Raw genomic sequence first — 21264 nt, 5'->3', positions numbered from 1 at the left:
AGACCCAGGGCTGACGTCTGTCCGTGAAGGCCTCCTTCCCGGCTCTTAGAGCCGGGAAGGAGGCCTTCACGGCTTTTGGGCCCGGTGGGCTGCTCGCCGACCGCGCAGCTGCCCGCGGTCGCCGGGCCCGCGCTGCCGACGGCCAGCCGCTTCGACGCCATGACGTTCACCGCCGCCGCCCTCGCCGGGCCGGGCCTGGCCGGGCTCCTCGGCGGTCCGGCCGGGCTCGTGGTCTCGGCCGGCCTGGTCGCCGCCGCGATCCCGGTGGCGTGGTCCCTGCCGAAGCGGACGCCGAAGAAGACCCGCCTCAAGGACGGCTTCAGGGTCCTGGTGCGCAACGCGCCGCTGAGGCGGGCGACGGTCGCCTCGACGATCTCCTGCACCGGGATCGGGATGGTTACCGTCTGTTACCCCCTGCTGGGGCGGCCCACCTCCGCGACCCAGCGGACGGCGCGTTGCTGCTGACCGTCCTGGCCGTGGCGTCCCTGATGGCCAACGCGGTCCTCGCGAGACACCCGCTGCCGTGGGCGCCGGACCGCACGGTCTGGCTGAGCACGCTTCTCCTCGCGGCGAGCTGCCTCCTGGCCGCGAGCGGACACGGCGTAGTCGTCGCGGCCGTGCTGGCCGGGTTCGCCGAAGGACCGCAGCTCACGGCGTTGTTCGCGATCCGCCACCGGGAAGCGCCGGAGCACGTCCGGGCACAGGTGCTCACGACGGCGGCGAGTGTGAAGATCACCGGGCCGGCGGCCGGAGCGGCCGTGGCCGGTCCCCTCGCGGCGTGGTCGCTCCCGGCGTGCCTGATCGCCGCGGCGGCCGTTCAGCTCGCCGCCGCGATCAGCTGTCTGCGCTGGTCAGAACGCCATCGCCTGCGCGCGCCGCTTGACCTCGGTGCCGTGGCTGGTGCGCAGCGCGTTGATCGGGGTGCTGCCCGGCAGCGTGTCGTCCGCGGTGAACAGCCACCGCAGCATCTCCGTGCGGCTGAACCCGGAGTCGGCGAGCACGGTGATGGTCCCGGTCAGGCCCTTGACGACCCCGCCGGAGACGAAGAAGTCGCTGGGCACGCACAGTTCCCCGCCGCGCTTCAGCGCGATCAGCTGCCCGTCGCGCAGCATCTGCCGGACCTTGTTGGCCGAGGTCCCGAGAACGGTCGCCACCTCCGGCAACGGGAGGACCGCGATGGCGGTGTCGAGGATGTCTTCGGCGACAGGAATCCCACTCACAGGTGACACTGTGCCACATTCCGTCCCCTCACCCGCTAGTACGCACGGGTGACCCGCGAGGTCTCCTCCACCAACCGTGTCGGGTTCCGTACGATCCATACTCGTGACACGCACCCACCCCAGCCTGGTCGGCACGCTCCTCGAGCGGCGCTACCGGGTGGACCGGCTGCTCGCCCGCGGCGGAATGTCTTCCGTCTACCGGGGGACGGACACCCGGCTGGACCGTCCGGTCGCGATCAAGATCATGGACCCGCGCTTCGCGGACGACCGGTCGTTCGTCGACCGGTTCGTGCGGGAGGCCCAGTCCGCGGCGCAGCTGCACCACCCGCACGTCGTGGCGGTGCACGACCAGGGGTTCGACCTGCCACAGGGTGCGGAGTCCGGGCTGGCGTTCCTCGTGATGGAGCTGGTCGACGGCGGGACGCTGCGTGACCTGCTGGACGAGAAGGGCCCGCTGGACGTCGCGCTGGCGCTGAGCGTGGCCGAGCCGGTGCTGTCGGCGCTGGCCGCCGCGCACCGGGCGGGGCTGGTGCACCGCGACGTGAAGCCGGAGAACGTGCTGATCGGCCGGGCCGGGCCGCACACCGGCGGGGTCGTGAAGGTCGCCGACTTCGGCCTGGTGCGGGCCGTGGCGAGCGCGGGCACGACGAGCTCGAGCGTCATCCTCGGCACGGTCGCCTACCTGTCGCCGGAGCAGGTCGAGACCGGCGCGGCCTCTTCGCGCGGCGACGTCTACTCGGCCGGGATCCTGCTCTACGAAATGCTCACCGGCCGGGTGCCCTACACCGGCGACACCGCGATCTCGGTGGCCTACCGGCACGTGAACGACGACGTGCCGCGCCCGAGCGAGCTGCGCCCGGACCTCCCGCCCGCGCTGGACGACCTGATCACGCGCGCGACCCGGCGGGACCCGGAGCTGCGCCCGGCCGACGCCGGCGACTTCCTGACCGAGCTGACGGCGGTGCGCGCGCAGCTGGGCCTGCTGCCGGTGACCGTGCCGGTCCCGGTTTCGCACGGCCAGGGCGATCTCGCCGACACCGAGCGGACGCTGCCGCGGATCCCGCAGGTGCTGCCGGACTCCGAGCGGACGATGCCGGTGCACCGGCCCAACCCCACGCGGGCGCTGAGCCACCCGGGCACCCCGCCACCCGGGATGCCCGCGGCCGGGGCGATGCCGCCGGTCCGGCCGGCCCCGCGGCGGCGGAGCCAGGCGGAACCGGAGAAGCCGAAGGACAACCGGAAGCGGATCGCCCTGATCGCCGCCGCGGTGCTGCTGTTCGGCGGGCTGATCACGGCGTTCGCGTTCATGCTCACCGACGGCGGCGGCGACAAGACCGCGACCGTGCCGAAGCTCGTCGGCCTGAACCAGGCCGCGGCGGGCGACGCGCTGCGGGCGGCGAAGCTGAACCCGCAGTTCAGCCAGGTGTTCGACAACACCGCGCCGTCGAACACCGTGCTGCGCGTCAGCCCCGCGGAGGGCACGACGGTGGCGCCGAACTCGTCGGTGTCGGTCGTGCTGTCGAAGGGCCGCCCGGTGGTCCCGGACATCCGGCCGGGCACCGCGCTGGCCGACGCCGAGCAGGCGATCAAGGCGTCCCAGCTGACGCCGGTGCGCGGGGGCGACGACTTCGACCCGGAGGTCCCGCAGGGCGCCGTCATCCGCACCTCGCCGGGCGCGGGCAGCCAGCTCACCCTCGGCGGCCAGGTCACGATCATCGTGTCGAAGGGCCCGATCCCGCTGCCGCCGGTCCCGGACGTCACCGGCCGGTCCAAGGACGAGGCGTTCGGCATCCTGCAGCAGGCCGGGTTCGAGCCGTTCCAGGCGGGCGAGGAGTTCAAGCAGGACGTCCCGGGCGGAGCGGTGACCCGGACCGACCCGCCGGCCAACACGCAGCCGAAGGCGAAGCGGATCGGCGTCTTCGTCAACAACGCCGTCCAGGTGCCGGACGTGCGGTTCCGCTCGTTCGGCGACGCGCAGAAGATCCTCGAGCAGGCCGGGCTGAAGGCCGACCGCGACGGCGGCCGCGGGCGCGGTGGCGGCGGGTTCGACTTCGTCTTCGAGCAGGACCCGCAGCCGGGCACGTTCGTGCAGAAGGGCAGCAAGGTCAAGCTGAAGGGCTTCGGGAATTGATCGGCAGCCGAGGCCGCGTGACCGGCACGATCGGCCCCGGCCTCATCGGCGAGGTACTGCTCAACGTCCGGGGCGGCACGGAGGCGTTCTACGCCTACCCGGCCGACCCGGACGAGACGTTCACCTCCGGCACCCAGGTGCTCGTGGTCGACTTCGAACCCCCGCGGACGGTTTACGTCGAACGGTGGCAACCCCTGAGCCGCTGACGGCGTAGAAGAGGCACCAACACACCCACAACAGAAAAAGAGCGAGGGGTCGGTGCCATGAGTCTCGTGGAAATCCTGCTGTACGCGGCGGGTGGGCTCATCGTCGTGCTGATCGTGGTCTTCGGGATCCTGCGGCTGCTCTACAAGGTGGCCGAACCGAACGAAGCCCTGATCATCTCCGGGCTGGGGGTCCGCGTCGATCGCGCGGAGACCGCGGACAGCCTGGGTTTCAAGATCATCACCGGCCGCGGGGTGAACGTCATCCCCGGGTTCCAGACCGCCCGGCGGCTGTCCCTGGACACCCGCGGCGTCAACCTGCAGGTCTCCTGCGTGACCAAGCAGGGCCTGCCGGTGACCGTGCGGGCGGTCGTCATCTACAAGGTCGGCGACGACTACGCGTCGATCGCCAACGCCGCCCGCCGGTTCCTGGACCAGCAGAAGGGCATGAACGACACGATCCACGAGCTGTTCTCCGGGCACCTGCGCTCGATCGTGGGCGGCCTGACACTCGAGGACATGATCCACAACCGCGAGGCGCTGACCGGTGAGGTCCGGCAGTCCTCGGCGAACGAGATGATCAAGCTCGGCCTGATCGTGGACTCGCTGCAGATCCAGGAGATCGACGACGAGACCGGCTACATCCTCAACCTCGGCAAGCCCCACGCGGCCGCGGTCGCCGCGACGGCCCGCATCGCCGAGGCGCAGCGCGACCAGGAGGCCGCCGAGGCCGAGCAGATCGCCGCCGCGAAGAAGGCCGCCGCGGTCCGCGAGAGCCAGATCCACCAGGCCGGCTACCAGGCCGAGGTGGACCAGGCGCGGGCGAGGGCGTCGCAGTCGGGACCCCTCGCGGAGGCGACCGCGCGCCAGGAGGTCGTCGTCCAGGAAACCCGCGCCGCCGAACTGGAGGCGGCGCTGGCCGAGCAGCGGCTGCAGTCGCAGGTCCGCAAGCCGGCCGACGCGAAGGCGTACGACACGCGGACGACGGCCGATGCCGCCCGTGACGCCTCGATCGCCAAGGCCCAGGCCGAGGCGAGGGAGACCGAGCTGCGGGCCGCGGCCGACGCGACGCGCGTCAAGACCGCCGCCGAGGCGGAGGCGCAGGCGACGAAGCTCCGCGCCGAGGTCACCGCGGGCGCCACCCGGGCGACCGGGCTGGCCGAGGCGGAAGCCGCGAAGGCCCGGGGCATGGCCGAAGCCGAAGCGACCAAGGCACGCGGCCTCGCGGAAGCCGAGGCGGCTCGCGCGAAGGGCCTCGCCGAGGCGGACGCGATCAAGGCGCGCGCGGCGGCGCTGGCGGAGAACCAGGAAGCCGTCGTCGCGCAGCAGCTGGCCGAGCGCTGGCCGGAGATCGTCGAAGCCGGCGCGAGCGCGTTCGGCAACGTCGACCACATGGTCGTGCTCAACGGCGCCGAAGGCATGTCCGACATGTTCGCCAAGGCGCTGTCGCTCGGCGGGACCGGCCTCGGCCTGGCCCGCCAGCTGATGGACGCGATGGGCAAGCCGACCGCCTCGGAACTGGACAAGCAGGCCAGGGCGAACGGCGAGCTGAAGCTCAGCGACTGATCGTTCACTGTCGGTGTACGGCCTCTGTGTCCCGGATCACAGGTCACCGGGGCCGTACCCCCGTTCGGGGGCGGAAATTCCCGCTCTCTTGTCCTACCGTGGGCCCATGGTGCCGGACTGCGCGTCGCGGGCCGTCCGATGAGCTTCTTCACCGGCGGTCCCCGTGAGCGTCCCCTGTTCCCCGTGCCGGAGCAGGAGCTTTACGCGTTCAACGGCCGGCACTGGACCGACGCCCCGCGCGAGCACATCGTCCCGGCCGTGCTGCCGTGGGCCCAGCCGCTGGGCCGGTCCGAACGCACGGTGATCGCGCTGCGGGCCATCGAGGTGTGGCCGGAGGCGCTGACACTGCGCGTCACGGTGTACTCCCGGGACAGCCTGGTCGACGACCCCGCCGAAGGGCTGATCGACCACCGGCGGAAGCCCGACTACAACGGGCTGCTCATCGGCGTGCTCTACGCCGACGGCAGCCGGGCGAGCTCCGAGACGGTTTCGGTGCCGTCCGCGTCCGAGCCGGAGGACCCGGTCCTGCGGGCGCACCCGGTCGGCGGCACGCGCTTCGCCGTCGACCACGAGATCTTCCTGTGGCCGCTCCCCTCGGCCGGCCCGCTCAAGCTGGTCGTGCAGTGGAAGGACCGCGAGATCCCCGAGACGCGGACGACGCTGGACGGCGGCGCGATCCGGGCCGCGGCGAAGGACGCCGCGGAAATCTGGCCGGGACTCGGCAAGCGGCAGGCGAACGGCCTGCCGGTCCGCCGCGTCGGCAAGCAGGTCGCGCTCACCCCCGATTGGGGGACAGCGGTGGTCCGCGCGGAAGAACCCGAGCATGCTCCGGGTGACTGAACCCCCTTTTTGATCTGTGAGCCGGGGCACCGCGGCCCGGGGTATCTCGAATGGATGAACGGGGTGCGGCGTTAGCGTCGTGGAAACACTTCGACCACCCGCCCGTCACGTCGGGCTGGTGCAGTGGGTTTCCTCCCTTCCGACGCACGTGGCCGTGCACCCGACGCGAACCCGGAAAGGTCGCCCATGGCAGGCTCGCCGCTCAGCGCACTCGACGTCGCTTTCCTTTGCCTGGAAAGCGAAACCTCCCCGATGCACATGGGGGCGGTGGTCACCTTCACCGCCCGCGGCCCGGTCGACGCGGGCGCGTTGACCGCGTTGCTCGCCGAACGCGCCGCCCGCCTGCCGAAGCTGCGCCAGCGCGCGCGGGCCGAGCTGTTCCCGCCGGGCTCGGCCAGCTGGGCCGAGGACCCGGAGTTCGTCGCGGCCGACCACGTCCACCACGTGACGCTGAGCTCGCTGTACGAGCCGGACCCGCTCACGGCGTACGCGTCGCGGTGGATCGCCGAGCCGCTCGACACGTCCCGGCCGTTGTGGCAGCTGACCCTGGTCACCGGGCTGCCGGACGGGAAGTTCGCGCTGCTGCTGAAACTGCACCACGCGCTCACCGACGGCGCGGGGGCGTACGCGGTCGCGGCCGGCCTGCTCGACGGCGTCAAGCTGCCGGAGCGGATTTCCGCGCCGTCTCGGCCGATCCCGGCCCCGCGCTCCACTTTGGACACGGTGAAGGACGCGCTGGGCACGGTGTGGGGCCAGGCGAACGAGGCCGCCGGGATCGCCTCGTCGGTGGTGCGGGCCGCGCGCCCGCCGCTCTCGCCGGTGTCGGCGCCGCCGTCCGCCGAGCGGCGGCTCGGGTTCGTGCGGCTGCCGTTGACGGAGCTGCGCCGGGTGCGCGCGACGCACGGCGGCACGACCAACGACGTCGTCCTGGCGGTGCTGTCGGGAGCGCTGCGCGAATGGCTGGTGAACCGCGGGCAGCGCGCCGACGGCCGCACGCTGCGCGCGCTGATCCCGGTGAGCGTGCGCGGCCGGGCGGCCGACCAGCTGGGCGGCAACAAGCTGTCGGGCTACCTGTGCGACCTGCCGGTCGGCGAGGACGACCCGGTCGAGCGGCTCCGGCTGGTCCGCCGGGCGATGACCCGCAACAAGGCGGCGGGCCCGGCCCGTGGCGCGGGGGCGTTGCCGCTGCTCGCCGACCGCGTCCCGCCGCTGCTGCACCGGCTGGGCACCCGCACCGCGGGCCTCGCCGCGCCGATGCTGTTCGACCTGGTGATCACCACGGTCCCGCTGCCCCCGGCCCGCCTGTCGATCGGCGGCGCCCGGCTGGCGGAGGTCTACCCGTTCGTGCCGCTGGCCCCGCGGCACGCGGTCGGCATCGCGGTCGCCCCCTACCGCGACGCCGTCCACATCGGACTCCAGGCCAACGGTGAAGCGGTCCCGGACGTCGGCTCGCTGCGGGACGCGGTGCTCAAGTCGGCGGCCCGCCTGGTGGACGCCTCCTAACCTTCGGCGGCCGCCTTGATCAGCGCCTGCGCGGCCCAGCGCATGACGTCGGTGGCCTCGCCGGGCTCCAGGTGGCAGGCGTCGCGCGTGACGATCAGCGCCTCGACGCCGTAGACCAGCATCAAGGCCATGGTCAGCCGGCGGTGCGCTTCGGGCGGCAGCTTGCCTTCGAGCGGCTCCAGGACGTGCCGGGTCATCCGGATCCGGCTTTCCCCGCGCACCGGCGCGTCCGGCGAGGTGCCGCCCTGGGCGAACCAGCGGTCGAGGTTCGCGCGGACCAGGGCCCGCCAGTACGCCTCGTCGCCGAACTGCATCTCGGTGACGTAGCGGATCACCGCGTCGATCCGCTCCGCCGGGTCGGCCCCGGCGCCATCGATCAGCTCATCGAGGTGGACGTCGTCCGCCGAGCGCGTCGCCAGGCCGGTCCACAGCGACTGCGGGTTCGGGAAGTAGCGGTAGGCCGTCGCAGTCGAGACCATCGCGGCGTCAGCCACGCTGGCCACCGTCATCGGCCGCCCCTCCCGGACGAGTTTCGCCGCCGCGTCGAGCAGCGCGGTCCGGGTGCGCTCTTTCTGGTTGTCGCGGCTCATCGTGAGAGAATCTCCTTGACATGAGAAAATCTTCTCATCACGATAGCACCATCGCACCAACGAAGAGGGGGAGCCCATGACACCGGACGAAATGGACAAGGTCCTCGACGCGCACTTCGCGGCCGAGGCAGCGCACGACCTCGACGCGATCCTCGAGACGCTCGCGGACGACGTCGTGCACGACGCCGTCGGGTTCCCCGTGGAGAAGCTGCGAGACCCCGAAGCGATCCGCGACCGCTACAAGTTCCTGTTCACGGCGATGCTCGACGAGCGGATCGAGCCCGTCTCGCGGCTGTACGGCGAGGACTTCCTCGTCGACGAATGCCACGTCACGTGCCTGACCGGCGAGGGATTCCCGGGCGCACCGGCCGGGCAGCGGGTGAGCTTCCGGCTGCTGCACGTCTGCGAATTCCGGGACGGCAAGATCAGCCGCGAGAACGTCTGGCAGGGCCCGCCGATCCCGGTCGGCAAGTGACCACCGTCGTCCTGGCCGGAGCCTGCCGGGTGGCCACCACCGGGATCACGGTGGTGGCCACCGCGGCCACCGGCGCCGAAGCGATCGAGGCCGTGCGGCGCCACCGCCCGGACGTCCTGGTCCTGGACCTCGCGCTGGGCACGGACGTGGCGGCCCGCGCCGACGTGCCGGTCCTGGCGATCACCGCGCCGGACGACGCCGCGATCGCGGGCGCCCTGCGTGCCGGGGTGCGCGGCTTCCTGCCCGCCCGCGCCGATCCGGTTGACGTCGTGCGCGCGGTGCGGAACGTCGCCGCCGGCGCGGCCGTGTTCGGTGACGGCATCGCGGACCGGATCACCCGGCTGCTGCTGTCCCCGGCGCCGCTGCCGGACCTCAGCCCGCGGGACCGCGAGATCCTGGCCATGGCCGCGGACGGCGTCGCGGACTCGGTGATCGCGCGCCGCCTCGGGATCGCGCCGAAGACGGTCCGCAACCGGGTGTCGGTGATCAGCGTGAAGCTGGGGGCCAAGGGGCGCGCCGAGGCGCTCTCCCTGGCCCGCACCGCCGGTGTAAGGCCTCAGCCGCGGAGCATCTCCGCGACCAGGAACGCCAGTTCCAGGGACTGCTGCGTGTTCAGCCGCGGGTCGCAGGCCGTCTCGTAGCGGCCCGAGAGGTCGACATCCGAGATCTCCTGGGCGCCGCCCAGGCACTCCGTGACGTCCTCGCCCGTCAGCTCCACGTGGATGCCGCCCGGGTAGGTGCCCAGCTTGTTGTGCACCTCGAAGAAGCCCTGGACCTCGTCGACGATGCGGTCGAAGTGGCGGGTCTTGTACCCGGTGGACGACTCGTGGGTGTTGCCGTGCATCGGGTCGCACTGCCAGATGACCTTGTGCCCGGACGCTTCGACCTTCTCGATGATGGCCGGCAGCACCTCGCGGACCTTGCCGTTGCCCATGCGCGCGATGAGCGTCAGGCGGCCCGGTTCGTTGCGCGGATCGAGCCGCTCGACGTACTCCAGCGCCTGCTCGGGCGTGGTTGTCGGGCCGATCTTCAACCCGATCGGGTTGGCCAGCAGCTCGGCGAACGCGATGTGCGCGCCGTCCAGCTGGCGGGTGCGCTCGCCGACCCAGAGGAAGTGGGACGACAGGTTGTACAGCTTCGGGTCGGCGGCGTCGGCGTTGTCGAGACGCAGCATCGAACGCTCGTAGTCGAGCAGCAGCGCCTCGTGGCTGGCGAAGATCTCGGTCGACTGCAGCGAGGTGTCCGTGACGCCGCACGCCGACATGAACCGCAGGCCGCGGTCGATCTCGTTGGCCAGCGACTCGAAGCGCTGGGCGGCCGGCGACGCCGACACGAAGTCCTTGTTCCAGTCGTGCACCTGGTGCAGGTCGGCCATGCCGGCCGCGGTGAGCGCGCGGACCAGGTTCATCGCCGCGCCGGCGTTCGCGTAGGCGCGGATCATCCGGCCGGGGTCCGGCACGCGCAGCTCGGGCTTGGCGACCAGCGAGTTGATGATGTCGCCGCGGTACACCGGCAGGCCCAGCGAGTCCGTCGCGGCCGAACGCGGCTTCGCGTACTGGCCGGCGATGCGGCCGACCTTGACCACCGGCAGGCTCGCGCCGTAGGTCAGCACGACCGCCATCTGCAGGAGCGTGCGCAGGTTGGCGCGGATGTGCGGCTCGGTGTTGGACTCGAACGTCTCCGCGCAGTCGCCGCCCTGGAGGAGGAACGCCTCGCCGCGGGCGACCATCGCCAGCCGGCTCTTCAGCCGGTCGATCTCGGCCGGGACGGTGATCGGCGGCACGCTCTCCAGCACGCCGCGGACCCGGCGGGTCGCGTCGGGGTCGGGCCACTCCGGCTGCTGCGCGGCCGGGAGGGCCAGCGCCTTGTCGAGCCGCTCGCGCAGCACGGGCGGGAGGGGCGGCAGCTCGGGCAGTGTGTCGACGGGGACGTCCACAGTCCAGTTCACGCTGACCAGGATAAGGTTCCCGCCGTGCTGCGCTTCGCCCGGTTGGCCACCGAGGTCCTGGCCCCCTGGGTGTGGGTCCTCACGCTGCCCCTCGCCGTCTCCTGGTCCGCCACCGGCCACCGGCCGCTCCCCGCGCTGGGCTGGGGACTGCTGATCGCCGTCACCGGCTCGCTGCTCCCGATGGCCCTGATCGTCCGCGGGGCGAGACAGGGCAAATGGGACGGCCACCACGTGACGAACCGGGCCGGCCGCCGGGTCCCGCTGCTGTTCGCCGGGGTGTCGCTCGGCCTGGGCTTCGCCGGGCTGCTGGCCGGCGGCGCGCCCGCGGAGCTGGTCGCGCTGGCCGCGTCGATGCTGGCGAGCCTGGTGGTCGCGGTCGCGATCACGTTCGGCGCGAAGTTCAAGATCTCGCTGCACGCCGCGGTCGCCTCGGCCGCCGTGGTGGTGCTGACGCTGACGTACGGCCCGTGGGCGCTGCTGCTCGCCTTGCTGGTCGCCTGGGTGGCGTGGTCACGCGTCGCGCTGCGCGACCACACCACGCCGGAGGTGCTGGCCGGGCTGCTGATGGGCGTCGTCGTCGGCGGTGGCGGCTACTGGGCGCTGCTCACCGCCTTGAACTGAGCCGCTCAGCAGGGCCGGCCGGACGCGAACGTCGCGAACACGTTGACCCGCGAGAACGGCGGGACCTGCACCACGGCCCCGGTGTACCTCGGCTGGGTGTACAGGCACCACCGGTTCTGGCTGCCGTTCTGTTCGGTGAACGCGGTGAACGGCGGCGTGATCGACGGCGTCGCCACCATCAGGCAGATCGTGGTCCCGTTCACCCCGTCGAGCCAGAGGCTTTCCGGAATGCAGAACGGGCCTGATCTCGCCTGTCGCGCGGATGCCGTCGGCGCGGTCAGCAGGATCGCGGCCAGGGTGGACACGGCGAAGAACACCATTCTTTTCATGATTCTTTCCCCTCGTTTCCCCCGAGGGGAAACGTCCCCCTCACCGACCAGATTGGCAGGACCCGTCCGCCGCGGGGAAGACCCCGTCACGCAAATAGCGCAGCACGACTTCGTTGCCGCAAACGTTTTCCCGCGTGAAGACGCCGTGCCCGCCGGCGTCGACGGTCACCATCCGCGCACGCGCCCCGAACGCCTCCCGCGTTTCCCTCGCTCCCGAAAGCGGGGTCGCCGGGTCGCGCAGGTTCTGCACCAGCAGGACGTTCGCCGGGCCGGGACCGCCGACGCGCACCGGCGGCTCGGCACGTTCGACGGGCCAGAACGCGCACGGGTTCACGTTCGCCGCGGCGGGGCCGAACATCGGGTGCCGCGCCCGTTCGCGCTCGACCGCGTGCTGGTAGTAGCCGATCCGCCCGGGCCAAGCGGAGTCGTTGCAGATCACCTGGAGCTGCAACGCGGCGTGGTTGTCGCCGTCGAGGGGGCCGACAGTGTCGTTCTCGGCCCGCGCCGTGCCCGCCCATTCCCGGGCCAGCGCGGGGAAACGCGCGTCGTCGTAGAGCCCGTTCCACGTGTCGGACCGGAACTCCGGCCCGCGGACGGCGGCGAGCTCGAAGAACTTCGCCGTCACGGCTTCGGGGGTCCGTCCCAGGTGGTAGACGTCGTCGCGCTGGGCGGCCCACGCGGCGAAGTCGGGGAAGCGGTCGTCGAACCCTTCGGCGAACCGCTGGTTGGCGACGACGTCGAGGCCGCCCGGGCCGAGGACGCTGTCGAGCACGATCCGGTCGGTGCGGCCGGGGAACATCGACGCGTACGCGGCGCCGAGGTAGCTGCCGTACGAAACGCCGTAGTAGGAGATCTTCTTCTCCCCCAGTGCTTCCCGGATCCGATCCAGGTCACGGGCGGTGTTCGCGGTCGTCATGTGCGGCAGCAGGTCCTTTGTGGACGCGTTGCCGCACTTTTCCGCCACGACACGGGCTTTCGCCGCGGTGGCCACGACGTCACGCGGCCCGTCCGCGTACGGGCCCAGCACGGCGCCACGCTCCTCCGGCGTCGTCATGCCGCACGTCACCGGCGTGCTGTAGGCGGTGCCGCGGGGGTCGAACCCGATGACGTCGTAGGCGTCCGGCAGGCCGGAGCCGCCCACCCGCTGCAGCAGCTGGGCGGGCATGGCGAGCCCGGGGCTGCCCGGGCCGCCGGGGTTCATCAGCAGCACACCCCGTCTCTTACCGGGAGTGGCGGCGTGCCGGGAGAGGGTGAGCTCGATGGTGCGCCCGGGGTGCGCGTAGTCGAGCGGCACGCGCAGCGTGGCGCACTCGAGCCCGGCCGTCGGCGACGGCGACATGCCGTAGTCCGGGCAGGGAGTCGTCCACTGCGGTCTCGGGGCCGCGTCCGCCGGTGGCGCGGTCAGCAGAGGCAGGAAGGCCAGCGCGGTCAGGGTTTTTCGCATGCCCCGAGCCTGGCGTGGCGGACCCGCGCGGACGTCAGCCCAGGGGCCGGAACCGCGGCTCCACCCCTGGGCTGACGAAACCTCACGCGGCTTGCGCGCGGTTGTACAGGTTCTGCGCGTCGGTGCCGAAGTACGGCCCGAACATGTAACCCGGCAGGAAGTTGTAGCCGAAGCTGTTCACCGAGGCCTGCACGCCGGCGCCGGTGCCTTCGTTGAAGGACAGGAACCACGGCCCGCCGCTGGAGCCACCGGTCATGTTGCAGCTCATGCCGTGGTCCTTGGTGAGCAGGAAGTCGGTGAACGTGGTGCCGCTGCAGTAGATCAGCTTCGTGCCGTCGTAGGGCGACGCGGCCGGGTAGCCGAAGGTGTACATGCTCTGGTTCTTCGGCTGGTTGAACGCGATGCCCTGGGCGCCGACGACGTCGGTGAGCCGCTGGGAGTTGAGCGGGTTCACCACGGCCATGCCGACGTCGTAGTTGATGTCCTCACTGGCTTCCCACTGCGGCGTGGTGAGGGTGGTCTTCGCCGTCCACTGGCCGTAGGGGGCGTTGCCGTTGTTGTAGCCGGGCACGAACACCCACTGCGTGTGCCAGGTGCCCTGGTACTTCACGCAGTGCCCCGCGGTGACGACCACGCTGCCGTTGGTGCTGGTGACGGCGTCGCCAGAGCAGGACGCTTTCTGGCCGTTGAAGAGGAAGAACACCCGGCCGGCGGTCTGGGTGACCTTGCCGCCACCGGTCCAGGCGCCCCCGCCGTTGGGAATGCTCCGGATGATGGCGCTCTGCCCTTTGGCCACGTCTTTCGGCGTGAAGGCCGGGGCTTTGACGAGCGAGTCCATCGGAACGGCCGACCGCATGGCGTCGGGCGTCCAGAAGGGTTTCGGCGCGGCCTGGGCGGGGGTCCCGACCAGGGCGAACGCGAGGGACAGGACGGCGGTGACCACCGCGGCCCGGAGTTTCGTGTGCTTCAAGGACGCCCACCTTCCGCGGAAGTGAATCGTCGCAAAGGCGACACAGCGCCTCGAAAGTAGTTGTCCGCACACATAGCGCACACAGCCATTCGGCCGTATCACCTACGGCCGAATGGCGGCGTGTTGCGTCAGACGACGGCGAGCGGGAGTGCCGTCGGGTGAACCGGCGCGGGGAGGTCGGAGGCGCCCGTGAGGTAGGCGTCGACCGCGTGGGCCACCGAACGGCCTTCCGCGATCGCCCACACGACGAGCGACGCGCCGCGGTGGGCGTCGCCGCAGACGAACACGCCCGGGGTCTCCGTCTGCCAGTCCGCGCCGCACGACAGCGTTCCGCGGCGGGTCAACGACAGGCCGAGACCGTCCAGCAGCGGCATCTCCTCGACGCCCTCGAAGCCGATCGCCAGCAGGACCAGGTCCGCCGGGAGCGTCTCGATCTCGTCGTTGACCGGGATCACCTCGCGGCGGCCCGTCTCCGGGTCCTTCTGGACGCGGACCTGCTGCAGTTCCACCGCCGTCACGCGCCCCTCGGAAGAACCGACGAACCGCTTGACCGCGACCGCGAACTTCCGCTCGCCCGCCTCCTCGTGCGCCGGGTAGGTGCGCAGGATGTACGGCCAGGTCGGCCACGGCGACCGCTCGTCGTCCCTTGTGGACGGTGGCATCGGGTACTGGTCGAGCTGGGTCACCGACAGCGCGCCCTGGCGGGTCGCCGTGCCGTAGGAGTCCGCGCCGGTGTCGCCGCCGCCGATGATGACGACGTGCTTGCCCTTCGCGGTGATCGACGGCGGGCCGTCGCCCTCGACGTACTTGTTGGCCGGCACCAGGTGTTCCATCGCCAGGTGGATGCCCTGGAGCTCCCGCCCCGGTGTCGTCGTGTCGTCGCGGCCGCGCAGCGCGCCGACCGCGAGCACGACGGCGTCGTACTGCGCCCGCAGGTCCTCCACGGACAGGTCGACGCCGACCTCGCAGCCGGTGACGAACCGGGTGCCCTCCTTGCGCAGCTGCGCGAGGCGGCGGTCGAGGACCTTCTTCTCCATCTTGAACTCGGGGATGCCGTAGCGCAGCAGCCCGCCGAGCCGGTCGTCCCGCTCGAACACCGTGACCTCGTGTCCCGCGCGGGTCAGCTGCTGCGCGGCGGCGAGCCCGGCCGGACCGGAGCCCACGATGGCGACCCGCCGTCCACTGGACACTTCGGACACCTGCGGCTGGACGTAGCCGGCTTCCCAGGACTGGTCGGCGATCGTCTGCTCGACGCGCTTGATCGACACCGGCCCGCCCGACAGCGGCGAGATGGACAGCACGCAGCCCGCCTCGCACGGCGCCGGGCACAGCTTCCCGGTGAACTCGGGGAAGTTGTTGGTGGCGTGCAGCCGGTCGCTCGCCGCGGCCCAGTCGCCGCGGCGGACCAGGTCGTTCCACTCCGGGATCAGGTTGCCCAGCGGGCAGCCGGAACCCCCGGAGTGACAGAACGGGATGCCGCAGTCCATGCACCGCGACGCCTGCTTGCGCACCTGGTCGTTGCGCTCGGCCGGGTCGACGTCCGCGTAGACCTCGCCCCACGAGGAAAGCCGTTCCTCGTAGGACTTCTTCTTCGGCTCTTCACGTTCGTACTTCAGGAAACCGGTCGGGTCAGCCACGAGCGGCCTCCATGATCGCCTCGTCGACATCGCGGCCGGCAGCGCGCGCTGCCTTCGCCGCGTCCAGGACCCGCTGGTAGTCGCGCGGCATCACCTTCGTGAACGCCACCGACCGGCGCGGCCAGTCGCCGAGCAGCGACGCGGCCACCGCGGAGCGGGTGAGATCGTAGTGCTGTTGCACGGTTTTCTTGAGCCACGCCAGGTCGTCGGCGGTCGGCCGCAGCAGGTCCACCATGTCCTGGTTGACCTTCTTCGCGTCGACGTCGAGGACGAAGGCGATGCCGCCGGACATGCCGGCCGCCAGGTTCCGCCCGGTCGGGCCGAGCACCACCGCGCGGCCGCCGGTCATGTACTCGAAGGCGTGGTCGCCGACACCCTCGGCGACGACCGTGGCGCCGGAGTTGCGGACGCAGAAGCGTTCGCCGACCTGGCCGCGCAGGAAGATCTCGCCGCCGGTGGCGCCGTAGGCGATCGTGTTGCCCGCGATCGTCTGCGCCTCGGCCGTGAAGGTCGCCGCCGGGTCGGGGCGGACGACGATCCGGCCGCCGGAGAGGCCCTTGCCGACGTAGTCGTTGGCGTCGCCGACCATGTCGAGGGTGATGCCGCGCGGCAGGAACGCGCCGAGCGACTGGCCCGCCGACCCGGTGAGGGTGACGTGGATGGTGCCCTCGGGCAGGCCTTCCCCGCCGAAGCGGCGGGTGATCTCCGAGCCGAGCAGCGTGCCGACGGTCCGGTTGACGTTGCGCACCGGCAGCTCGATGTTCACCTGGTGCGCGTCCTCCAGGGCCGCCTCGGCGAGCTGGATGAGCGTCCGGTCCAGGGCGTGCTCGAGGCCGTGGTCCTGGCCGCGGGTGCGCCGCTTCGCGCCGCCGTACGGCGTCTCCTGCGGCATCTCGAAGATCGGCGCCAGGTCCAGACCGGACGCCTTCCAGTGGTCGACGGCCTCGTCGGTGTTGAGCAGCTCGGCGTGCCCGATGGCCTCGTCGAGCGTGCGGAAGCCCAGCGCCGCCAGGGTTTCCCGGACTTCTTCGGCGACGAACTTGAAGAAGTTGACGACGTGCTCGACCTGGCCGGTGTAGCGCTTGCGCAGCTCGGGGCTCTGCGTGGCGACGCCGACCGGGCAGGTGTCGAGGTGGCAGACGCGCATCATGATGCAGCCCGCGACCACGAGCGGCGCCGTCGCGAAGCCGTACTCCTCGGCGCCGAGGAGCGCCGCGATGACGACGTCGCGCCCGGTCTTCATCGCGCCGTCCACCTGCACGGTGATGCGGTCGCGCAAGCCGTTGAGCAGCAACGTCTGCTGGGTTTCGGCGAGGCCGATCTCCCACGGCGTGCCCGCGTGCTTGAGCGAGTTCATCGGGGACGCGCCGGTGCCGCCGTCGTGGCCCGAGATGAGCACGACGTCGGCGTGGGCCTTGGACACCCCGGCCGCGACCGTGCCGACGCCGAGCGAGGACACCAGCTTCACGTGGATGCGGGCGTGCTCGTTGGCGTTCTTGAGGTCGTGGATCAGCTGCGCCAGGTCCTCGATGGAGTAGATGTCGTGGTGCGGCGGCGGCGAAATGAGGCCGACGCCCGGCGTCGAGTGCCGGGTCCGCGCGATCCACGGGTACACCTTGTTCGGCGGCAGCTGGCCGCCTTCGCCGGGCTTCGCGCCCTGCGCCATCTTGATCTGGATGTCGTCCGCGTTGACCAGGTATTCACTCGTGACGCCGAACCGTCCACTCGCGACCTGCTTGATGGCGCTGCGGCGCTCGGGGTCGTAGAGCCGTTCGGGGTCCTCGCCGCCCTCGCCGGTGTTGGACCGGCCGCCGATGCGGTTCATCGCGATGGCCAGGGTTTCGTGCGCCTCGGCCGAAATCGAGCCGTACGACATCGCGCCGGTGTTGAAGCGCTTGAAGATCGCCTCGGCGGGCTCGACCTCGTCCAGCGGCACCGGCTCGCGGACGCCTTCCTTGAACTTGAACAGCCCGCGCAGCGTGCCGCCCTCGCGGTAGAGGCGGTGCACCTCGTCGGTGTACTTGCGGTAGACCTCGTCGCGGCCGGTCTTGGACGCGTGCTGCAGCAGGAACACCGTCTCCGGCGTGAACAGGTGCAGCTCGCCCTCGCGGCGGTAGGCGTACTCGCCGCCCGTGTCGAGTCCACGGTGGACACGCTCGGTCGGGTTGTCCGGGTAGGCGCGTCGGTGGCGCGTCGCGACCTCTTCGGCGAGCACCTCGAGGCCGACGCCGCCGAGCTTCGACGACGTCCCGGTGAAGTACTCGTCCAGCAGGTCCTGGCTCAGGCCGAGGGATTCGAAGACCTGGGCGGCGGTGTACGCACCGACCGTCGAGATGCCCATCTTGGACATGATCTTCAGGACGCCCTTGACCAGGGCCTGGACGTAGTTGCGGACGGCCTTGGCGGGCTCGATGCCGGTGACCGCGCCCTGCCCGATCATGTCTTCGATGGTCTCGAAGGCCAGGTACGGGTTGACCGCGGCGGCGCCGTAGCCGAGCAGCAGCGCGATGTGGTGCACCTCGCGCGCGTCCCCGGACTCGACGACCAGCGCGACACGCAGGCGTTCCTTCGTGCGGACCAGGTGGTGGTGCACCGCCGACACGAGCAGCAGCGACGGGATCGGCGCCATCCGGTGGTCGGAGTCGCGGTCGGACAGCACGAGCGTGCGCGCGCCGGCCGCGATCGCCTCGGACGCCTCGCGCCGGACGCGCTCGATCGCGCCGGCCAGTGCTTCCGCGCCACCGTCCACTTCGTACAGTCCGGAAAGGACGCTGCAGGCGAAGCCCGGGAGGTCGCCGTCGTCGTTGATGTGGATGAGCTTGGCCAGCTCGTCGTTGTCGATGACCGGGTACGGCAGCTTCAGGTGACGGCAGGACGCCGGCCCCGGGGCCAGGAGGTTGCGCTCCGGGCCCATGATCCGCGCCATGCAGGTGACGAGCTCCTCGCGGATCGCGTCCAGCGGCGGGTTCGTCACCTGGGCGAAGTTCTGCTTGAAGTAGTCGTAGAGCAGCCGGGACCGCTTGGACAGCACCGCGGGCGGGGTGTCCGAGCCCATCGAGCCGATCGGCTCGGTGCCCTTCTCGGCCATCGGCGCGAGCAGGATCTTCAGCTCTTCTTCGGTGTAGCCGAAGGAAAGCTGGCGGCGCAGCACGGAGTCGTGGCTCTGCACGACGTGGTCGCGGTCGGGCAGCTCGGCGATCTTCAGCAGCCCGGCGTGCAGCCACGAGTCGTAGGGCCGCTCGGCGGCCAGCGCGGACTTGACCTCTTCGTCGTCCACGATCCGGCCGGCCTCGGTGTCGACCAGGAACATCTTGCCGGGCTTGAGCCGCCCCTTGGCGACGACGTCCTTCGGAGCGACGTCCAGGACGCCGGCCTCGCTGGCGAGCACGACGCGGCCGTCGGCGGTCTGCCACCAGCGCGCCGGGCGCAGGCCGTTGCGGTCGAGGACCGCCCCGACCAGGCTGCCGTCGGTGAAGGTGACGCAGGCCGGGCCGTCCCACGGCTCCATGAGGCTCGCGTGGAACTGGTAGAACGCGCGGCGCTCGGGCTTCATGGTGGCGTGGTTCTCCCACGCCTCCGGGATCATCATCAGCACCGCGTGCGGCAGCGACCGGCCGCCGAGGTGCAGCAGCTCGAGGACCTCGTCGAACGACGCCGAGTCCGACGCGTCGGGCGAGCAGATCGGGAACAGCCTGCTCAGGTCGCCGGGAATGACGTCGGACTCGAGCAGCGCCTCGCGGGCCCGCATGCGGTTGCGGTTGCCGCGGATGGTGTTGATCTCGCCGTTGTGGGCCACGAACCGGAACGGGTGGGCCAGCGGCCAGGACGGGAAGGTGTTGGTGGAGAAGCGGGAGTGCACCAGCGCGATGGCGCTTTCCAGGCGCTCGTCGCGCAGGTCGGCGAAGAACGCGGGCAGCTGCTCCGGCGTCACCATGCCCTTGTAGACGATCGTCCGCGAGGACAGCGACGGGAAGTACGTGCCGCAGCCGGCGTTCGCGCTCTCGTTCTCGACGCGCTTGCGCAGGCAGAAAGCGAGCCGGTCCAGCTCCAAGCCGGACTTTCCGTCGGCGCTGACGAAGAGCATGGCGAAGTGCGGCATGACCGAGCGGGCGGTCGGGCCGATGTCGGCGCGGTCGGCGTCGACGGGGACCTCGCGCCAGCCGAGGACCTCGAGGCCCTCTTCGACGGCGATGCGTTCGGCGAGCCCGACGGCCTTGCGGCGCTGCTCGCCGTCTTCGGGCAGGAAAGCGATGCCGGCGGCGTAGGTGTGGTGGCCCTGCTCGTCGGGTTCGGGCAGCGCGAAACCGGCTTCGGCGCGCAGCAGCGCGTCGGGCAGCTGCAGCAGGATGCCGGCGCCGTCGCCGCTGGTGGGCTCGGCGCCGGCGGCGCCGCGGTGGTCCAGGTTGGTCAGCGCGGCCAGGCCGTCGGTGACGATGCCGTGGGAGCGGCGCCCGCGGATGTCGGCCACCATGGCCACACCGCAGGAGTCCTGTTCGGTCTCCGGATCGTAGAGACCCTGCTTGCCGGGAATGGCGGAGAAGATCATGAAGGGACCTCCTTCGTCGTCTTGTCGTGCGGGGCCGGGCTACCGGCCGGGGAGCGCACGGGACGACGATGGCCCGCTTCGTTAGCGCGACTTTAACACCTGGGAAACACGGCAGCAGCACTTCAGAGCGCCCCGGACGGCGTCGGACGGTAACGATCTGGCTGCGCGGAACGACATAGTTCCTGATGGGCTTCCGGTAGTTCGTTCGGCTAAGTATACGGCCCGGAAACTCCGGTCAAGTCTAACGTGACGTGTTCGGCGCACTGTGTCCCCGGTCACTAGAACGTGTTACATTTCGCCGCATGATCCTCGACCGGTTCAAGCTCACCGACCAGGTCGCGGTGGTCACCGGCGCCGGACGCGGCATCGGCGCGGCCACCGCCGTGGCGCTCGCCGAAGCCGGCGCCGACGTGGTCATCGCCTCCCGCACCGAAGCCCAGCTCAAGGAAGTCGCCGCCCAGGTCGCCGACGCCGGCCGGCGCGCCCACGTGGTCCCGGTGGACCTCTCCTCACCGGACGCGGCGGCGGCATTGGCCGCGACGGCGGTGTCGGAGTTCGGCCGCCTCGACCTGGTGGTCAACAACGTCGGCGGCACGTACCCGCGCCCGTTGCTGGAGAGCTCCGTCGAGTTCATGGAGGAAGCGTTCCGTTTCAACGTGGCAACGGCGCACGCGCTGACGGTGGCGGCGGCGCCGTCCCTGCTGGAGACGGGCGGCTCGGTGGTCAACATCTCGTCGGCGATGGGCCGGCTCTCGGCCCGCGGCTTCGCGGCGTACGGGACGGCGAAGGCGGCCCTGGCCCACTACACGCGCCTGGCGGCGGCGGACCTGGCACCTCGTGTCCGCGTCAATGCGATCTCGGTGGGCTCGGTGGCGACGTCGGCCCTGGAGATCGTGGTGGGCGACCCGGAGCTGAAGGCGAAGATGGAGTCGGCTACACCCCTGAAGCGCATCGGCGAGGCCGAGCACATCGCGGCGACGGTGGTGTTCCTGGCGTCACAGGCGGGTGGCTACATCACGGGCAAGATCCTCGAGGTCGACGGCGGCCTCCAGGCCCCGAACCTGGAACTGGGCCTGCCGGACCTCGGCTGAGCCGAAACTGTCGGTGCCTCCCGGCAGCGTGGAAACCGGGGGTGCTCAGTGCTGTTGACCGCCGGCCAGCGCCCCAATGTGGCGTTGGGGGGGGGGGGCGGCCCCCACGCCCCCAAAGTGTAGAGGAATTCACCCAAAAGTAAAGCCAAA

General features: G+C 71.4%; 18 protein-coding genes. 10 read left to right on the top strand and 8 right to left on the bottom strand.

What is annotated here, in order from left to right; genetic code table 11:
* Positions 1-75: 75 nt before the first annotated feature.
* Positions 76-465, top strand: coding sequence for a hypothetical protein (locus tag AB0G28_RS46670; protein WP_361105183.1), 390 nt, complete (start codon positions 76-78; stop codon positions 463-465).
* Between the two features lie 386 nt (positions 466-851).
* On the opposite strand, the gene AB0G28_RS46665 is transcribed toward AB0G28_RS46670, so the two are convergent.
* On the bottom strand, positions 852-1220 hold the full coding sequence (locus tag AB0G28_RS46665) for an Rv2175c family DNA-binding protein (RefSeq protein WP_361105180.1): 369 nt from the start codon (positions 1218-1220) through the stop codon (positions 852-854).
* A 103-nt stretch (positions 1221-1323) separates the two neighbouring features.
* On the opposite strand from AB0G28_RS46665, the gene pknB reads away from it, so the two are divergent.
* The 5 genes from pknB (at position 1324) to AB0G28_RS46640 (ending at position 7463) form a co-directional block, all read left to right on the top strand.
* A complete protein-coding gene (gene pknB, locus AB0G28_RS46660; RefSeq protein ID WP_361105177.1) occupies positions 1324-3351 on the top strand; it encodes a Stk1 family PASTA domain-containing Ser/Thr kinase in 2028 nt (675 codons plus the stop codon).
* Positions 3348-3557 carry a hypothetical protein gene (locus AB0G28_RS46655; RefSeq protein ID WP_361105174.1) on the top strand — a complete coding sequence of 70 codons (210 nt, stop codon included), beginning with the start codon at positions 3348-3350 and terminating at the stop codon, positions 3555-3557. Before pknB ends, AB0G28_RS46655 begins: the two co-directional genes overlap by 4 nt.
* A gap of 57 nt (positions 3558-3614) precedes the next feature.
* Positions 3615-5120: an SPFH domain-containing protein gene (locus AB0G28_RS46650; RefSeq protein ID WP_361105171.1), complete on the top strand. Its 1506-nt coding sequence runs from the start codon at positions 3615-3617 to the stop codon at positions 5118-5120.
* Between the two features lie 138 nt (positions 5121-5258).
* Positions 5259-5960 carry a hypothetical protein gene (locus AB0G28_RS46645; protein ID WP_361105168.1) on the top strand — a complete coding sequence of 234 codons (702 nt, stop codon included), beginning with the start codon at positions 5259-5261 and terminating at the stop codon, positions 5958-5960.
* A 186-nt stretch (positions 5961-6146) separates the two neighbouring features.
* A complete protein-coding gene (locus AB0G28_RS46640; RefSeq protein WP_361105165.1) occupies positions 6147-7463 on the top strand; it encodes a wax ester/triacylglycerol synthase family O-acyltransferase in 1317 nt (438 codons plus the stop codon).
* Here AB0G28_RS46640 and AB0G28_RS46635 read toward each other — a convergent pair.
* Positions 7460-8053: a TetR/AcrR family transcriptional regulator gene (locus AB0G28_RS46635; RefSeq protein ID WP_361105162.1), complete on the bottom strand. Its 594-nt coding sequence runs from the start codon at positions 8051-8053 to the stop codon at positions 7460-7462. The two genes, AB0G28_RS46640 and AB0G28_RS46635, sit on opposite strands and share 4 nt — an antisense overlap.
* Before the next feature lie 76 nt (positions 8054-8129).
* Here AB0G28_RS46635 and AB0G28_RS46630 point away from each other — a divergent pair, with 76 nt between their 5' ends.
* Positions 8130-8528 carry a nuclear transport factor 2 family protein gene (locus tag AB0G28_RS46630; RefSeq protein ID WP_361105159.1) on the top strand — a complete coding sequence of 133 codons (399 nt, stop codon included), beginning with the start codon at positions 8130-8132 and terminating at the stop codon, positions 8526-8528.
* Positions 8525-9169, top strand: a complete 645-nt coding sequence (locus AB0G28_RS46625; protein WP_361105156.1) for a response regulator transcription factor — start codon at positions 8525-8527, stop codon at positions 9167-9169. Before AB0G28_RS46630 ends, AB0G28_RS46625 begins: the two co-directional genes overlap by 4 nt.
* Here AB0G28_RS46625 and AB0G28_RS46620 read toward each other — a convergent pair.
* On the bottom strand, positions 9085-10476 hold the full coding sequence (locus AB0G28_RS46620) for a class II 3-deoxy-7-phosphoheptulonate synthase (RefSeq protein ID WP_361105153.1): 1392 nt from the start codon (positions 10474-10476) through the stop codon (positions 9085-9087). The genes AB0G28_RS46625 and AB0G28_RS46620 overlap by 85 nt on opposite strands.
* Positions 10477-10500: 24 nt before the next feature.
* Between AB0G28_RS46620 and AB0G28_RS46615 the strand changes: the two genes are divergently transcribed.
* Positions 10501-11097, top strand: coding sequence for a phosphatase PAP2 family protein (locus tag AB0G28_RS46615; RefSeq protein WP_361105151.1), 597 nt, complete (start codon positions 10501-10503; stop codon positions 11095-11097).
* 5 nt (positions 11098-11102) lie between these two features.
* Here the strand turns inward: AB0G28_RS46615 and AB0G28_RS46610 are convergent, their stop codons facing one another.
* The 5 genes from AB0G28_RS46610 to gltB form a co-directional block, all read right to left on the bottom strand.
* On the bottom strand, positions 11103-11426 hold the full coding sequence (locus AB0G28_RS46610; RefSeq protein WP_361105148.1) for a hypothetical protein: 324 nt from the start codon (positions 11424-11426) through the stop codon (positions 11103-11105).
* 40 nt (positions 11427-11466) lie between these two features.
* Entirely contained in the window at positions 11467-12870 is a 1404-nt protein-coding gene (locus AB0G28_RS46605) for an alpha/beta hydrolase (protein WP_361105146.1), read from the bottom strand.
* A gap of 82 nt (positions 12871-12952) precedes the next feature.
* Positions 12953-13840 carry a peptidase gene (locus AB0G28_RS46600; RefSeq protein WP_361105143.1) on the bottom strand — a complete coding sequence of 296 codons (888 nt, stop codon included), beginning with the start codon at positions 13838-13840 and terminating at the stop codon, positions 12953-12955.
* 128 nt (positions 13841-13968) lie between these two features.
* Positions 13969-15477: a glutamate synthase subunit beta gene (locus AB0G28_RS46595; RefSeq protein ID WP_361105140.1), complete on the bottom strand. Its 1509-nt coding sequence runs from the start codon at positions 15475-15477 to the stop codon at positions 13969-13971.
* Entirely contained in the window at positions 15470-20023 is a 4554-nt protein-coding gene (gene gltB / locus AB0G28_RS46590; RefSeq protein ID WP_361105137.1) for a glutamate synthase large subunit, read from the bottom strand. The genes AB0G28_RS46595 and gltB overlap by 8 nt, the downstream gene beginning before the upstream one ends.
* Positions 20024-20325: 302 nt before the next feature.
* On the opposite strand from gltB, the gene AB0G28_RS46585 reads away from it, so the two are divergent.
* A complete protein-coding gene (locus AB0G28_RS46585; RefSeq protein WP_361105134.1) occupies positions 20326-21114 on the top strand; it encodes an SDR family oxidoreductase in 789 nt (262 codons plus the stop codon).
* The last annotated feature ends 150 nt before the right edge of the window (positions 21115-21264 follow it).

Source organism: Amycolatopsis sp. NPDC021455 (assembly GCF_040640995.1).
Taxonomy (GTDB): domain Bacteria; phylum Actinomycetota; class Actinomycetes; order Mycobacteriales; family Pseudonocardiaceae; genus Amycolatopsis.
The sequence above is the reverse complement of the archived record's forward strand: the minus strand, read 5'-3'. Positions and strand labels throughout refer to the sequence as shown.

What these genes read in the sequence shown, in the direction of transcription:
- AB0G28_RS46635 (WP_361105162.1), bottom strand. Translation starts at nt 8,053, where the DNA reads ATGAGCCGCGACAACCAGAAAGAGCGCACCCGGACCGCGCTGCTCGAC.
- AB0G28_RS46630 (WP_361105159.1), top strand. Translation starts at nt 8,130, where the DNA reads ATGACACCGGACGAAATGGACAAGGTCCTCGACGCGCACTTCGCGGCC.
- AB0G28_RS46650 (WP_361105171.1), top strand. Translation starts at nt 3,615, where the DNA reads ATGAGTCTCGTGGAAATCCTGCTGTACGCGGCGGGTGGGCTCATCGTC.
- AB0G28_RS46610 (WP_361105148.1), bottom strand. Translation starts at nt 11,426, where the DNA reads ATGAAAAGAATGGTGTTCTTCGCCGTGTCCACCCTGGCCGCGATCCTG.
- AB0G28_RS46585 (WP_361105134.1), top strand. Translation starts at nt 20,326, where the DNA reads ATGATCCTCGACCGGTTCAAGCTCACCGACCAGGTCGCGGTGGTCACC.
- AB0G28_RS46645 (WP_361105168.1), top strand. Translation starts at nt 5,259, where the DNA reads ATGAGCTTCTTCACCGGCGGTCCCCGTGAGCGTCCCCTGTTCCCCGTG.
- AB0G28_RS46605 (WP_361105146.1), bottom strand. Translation starts at nt 12,870, where the DNA reads ATGCGAAAAACCCTGACCGCGCTGGCCTTCCTGCCTCTGCTGACCGCG.
- AB0G28_RS46640 (WP_361105165.1), top strand. Translation starts at nt 6,147, where the DNA reads ATGGCAGGCTCGCCGCTCAGCGCACTCGACGTCGCTTTCCTTTGCCTG.
- gltB (WP_361105137.1), bottom strand. Translation starts at nt 20,023, where the DNA reads ATGATCTTCTCCGCCATTCCCGGCAAGCAGGGTCTCTACGATCCGGAG.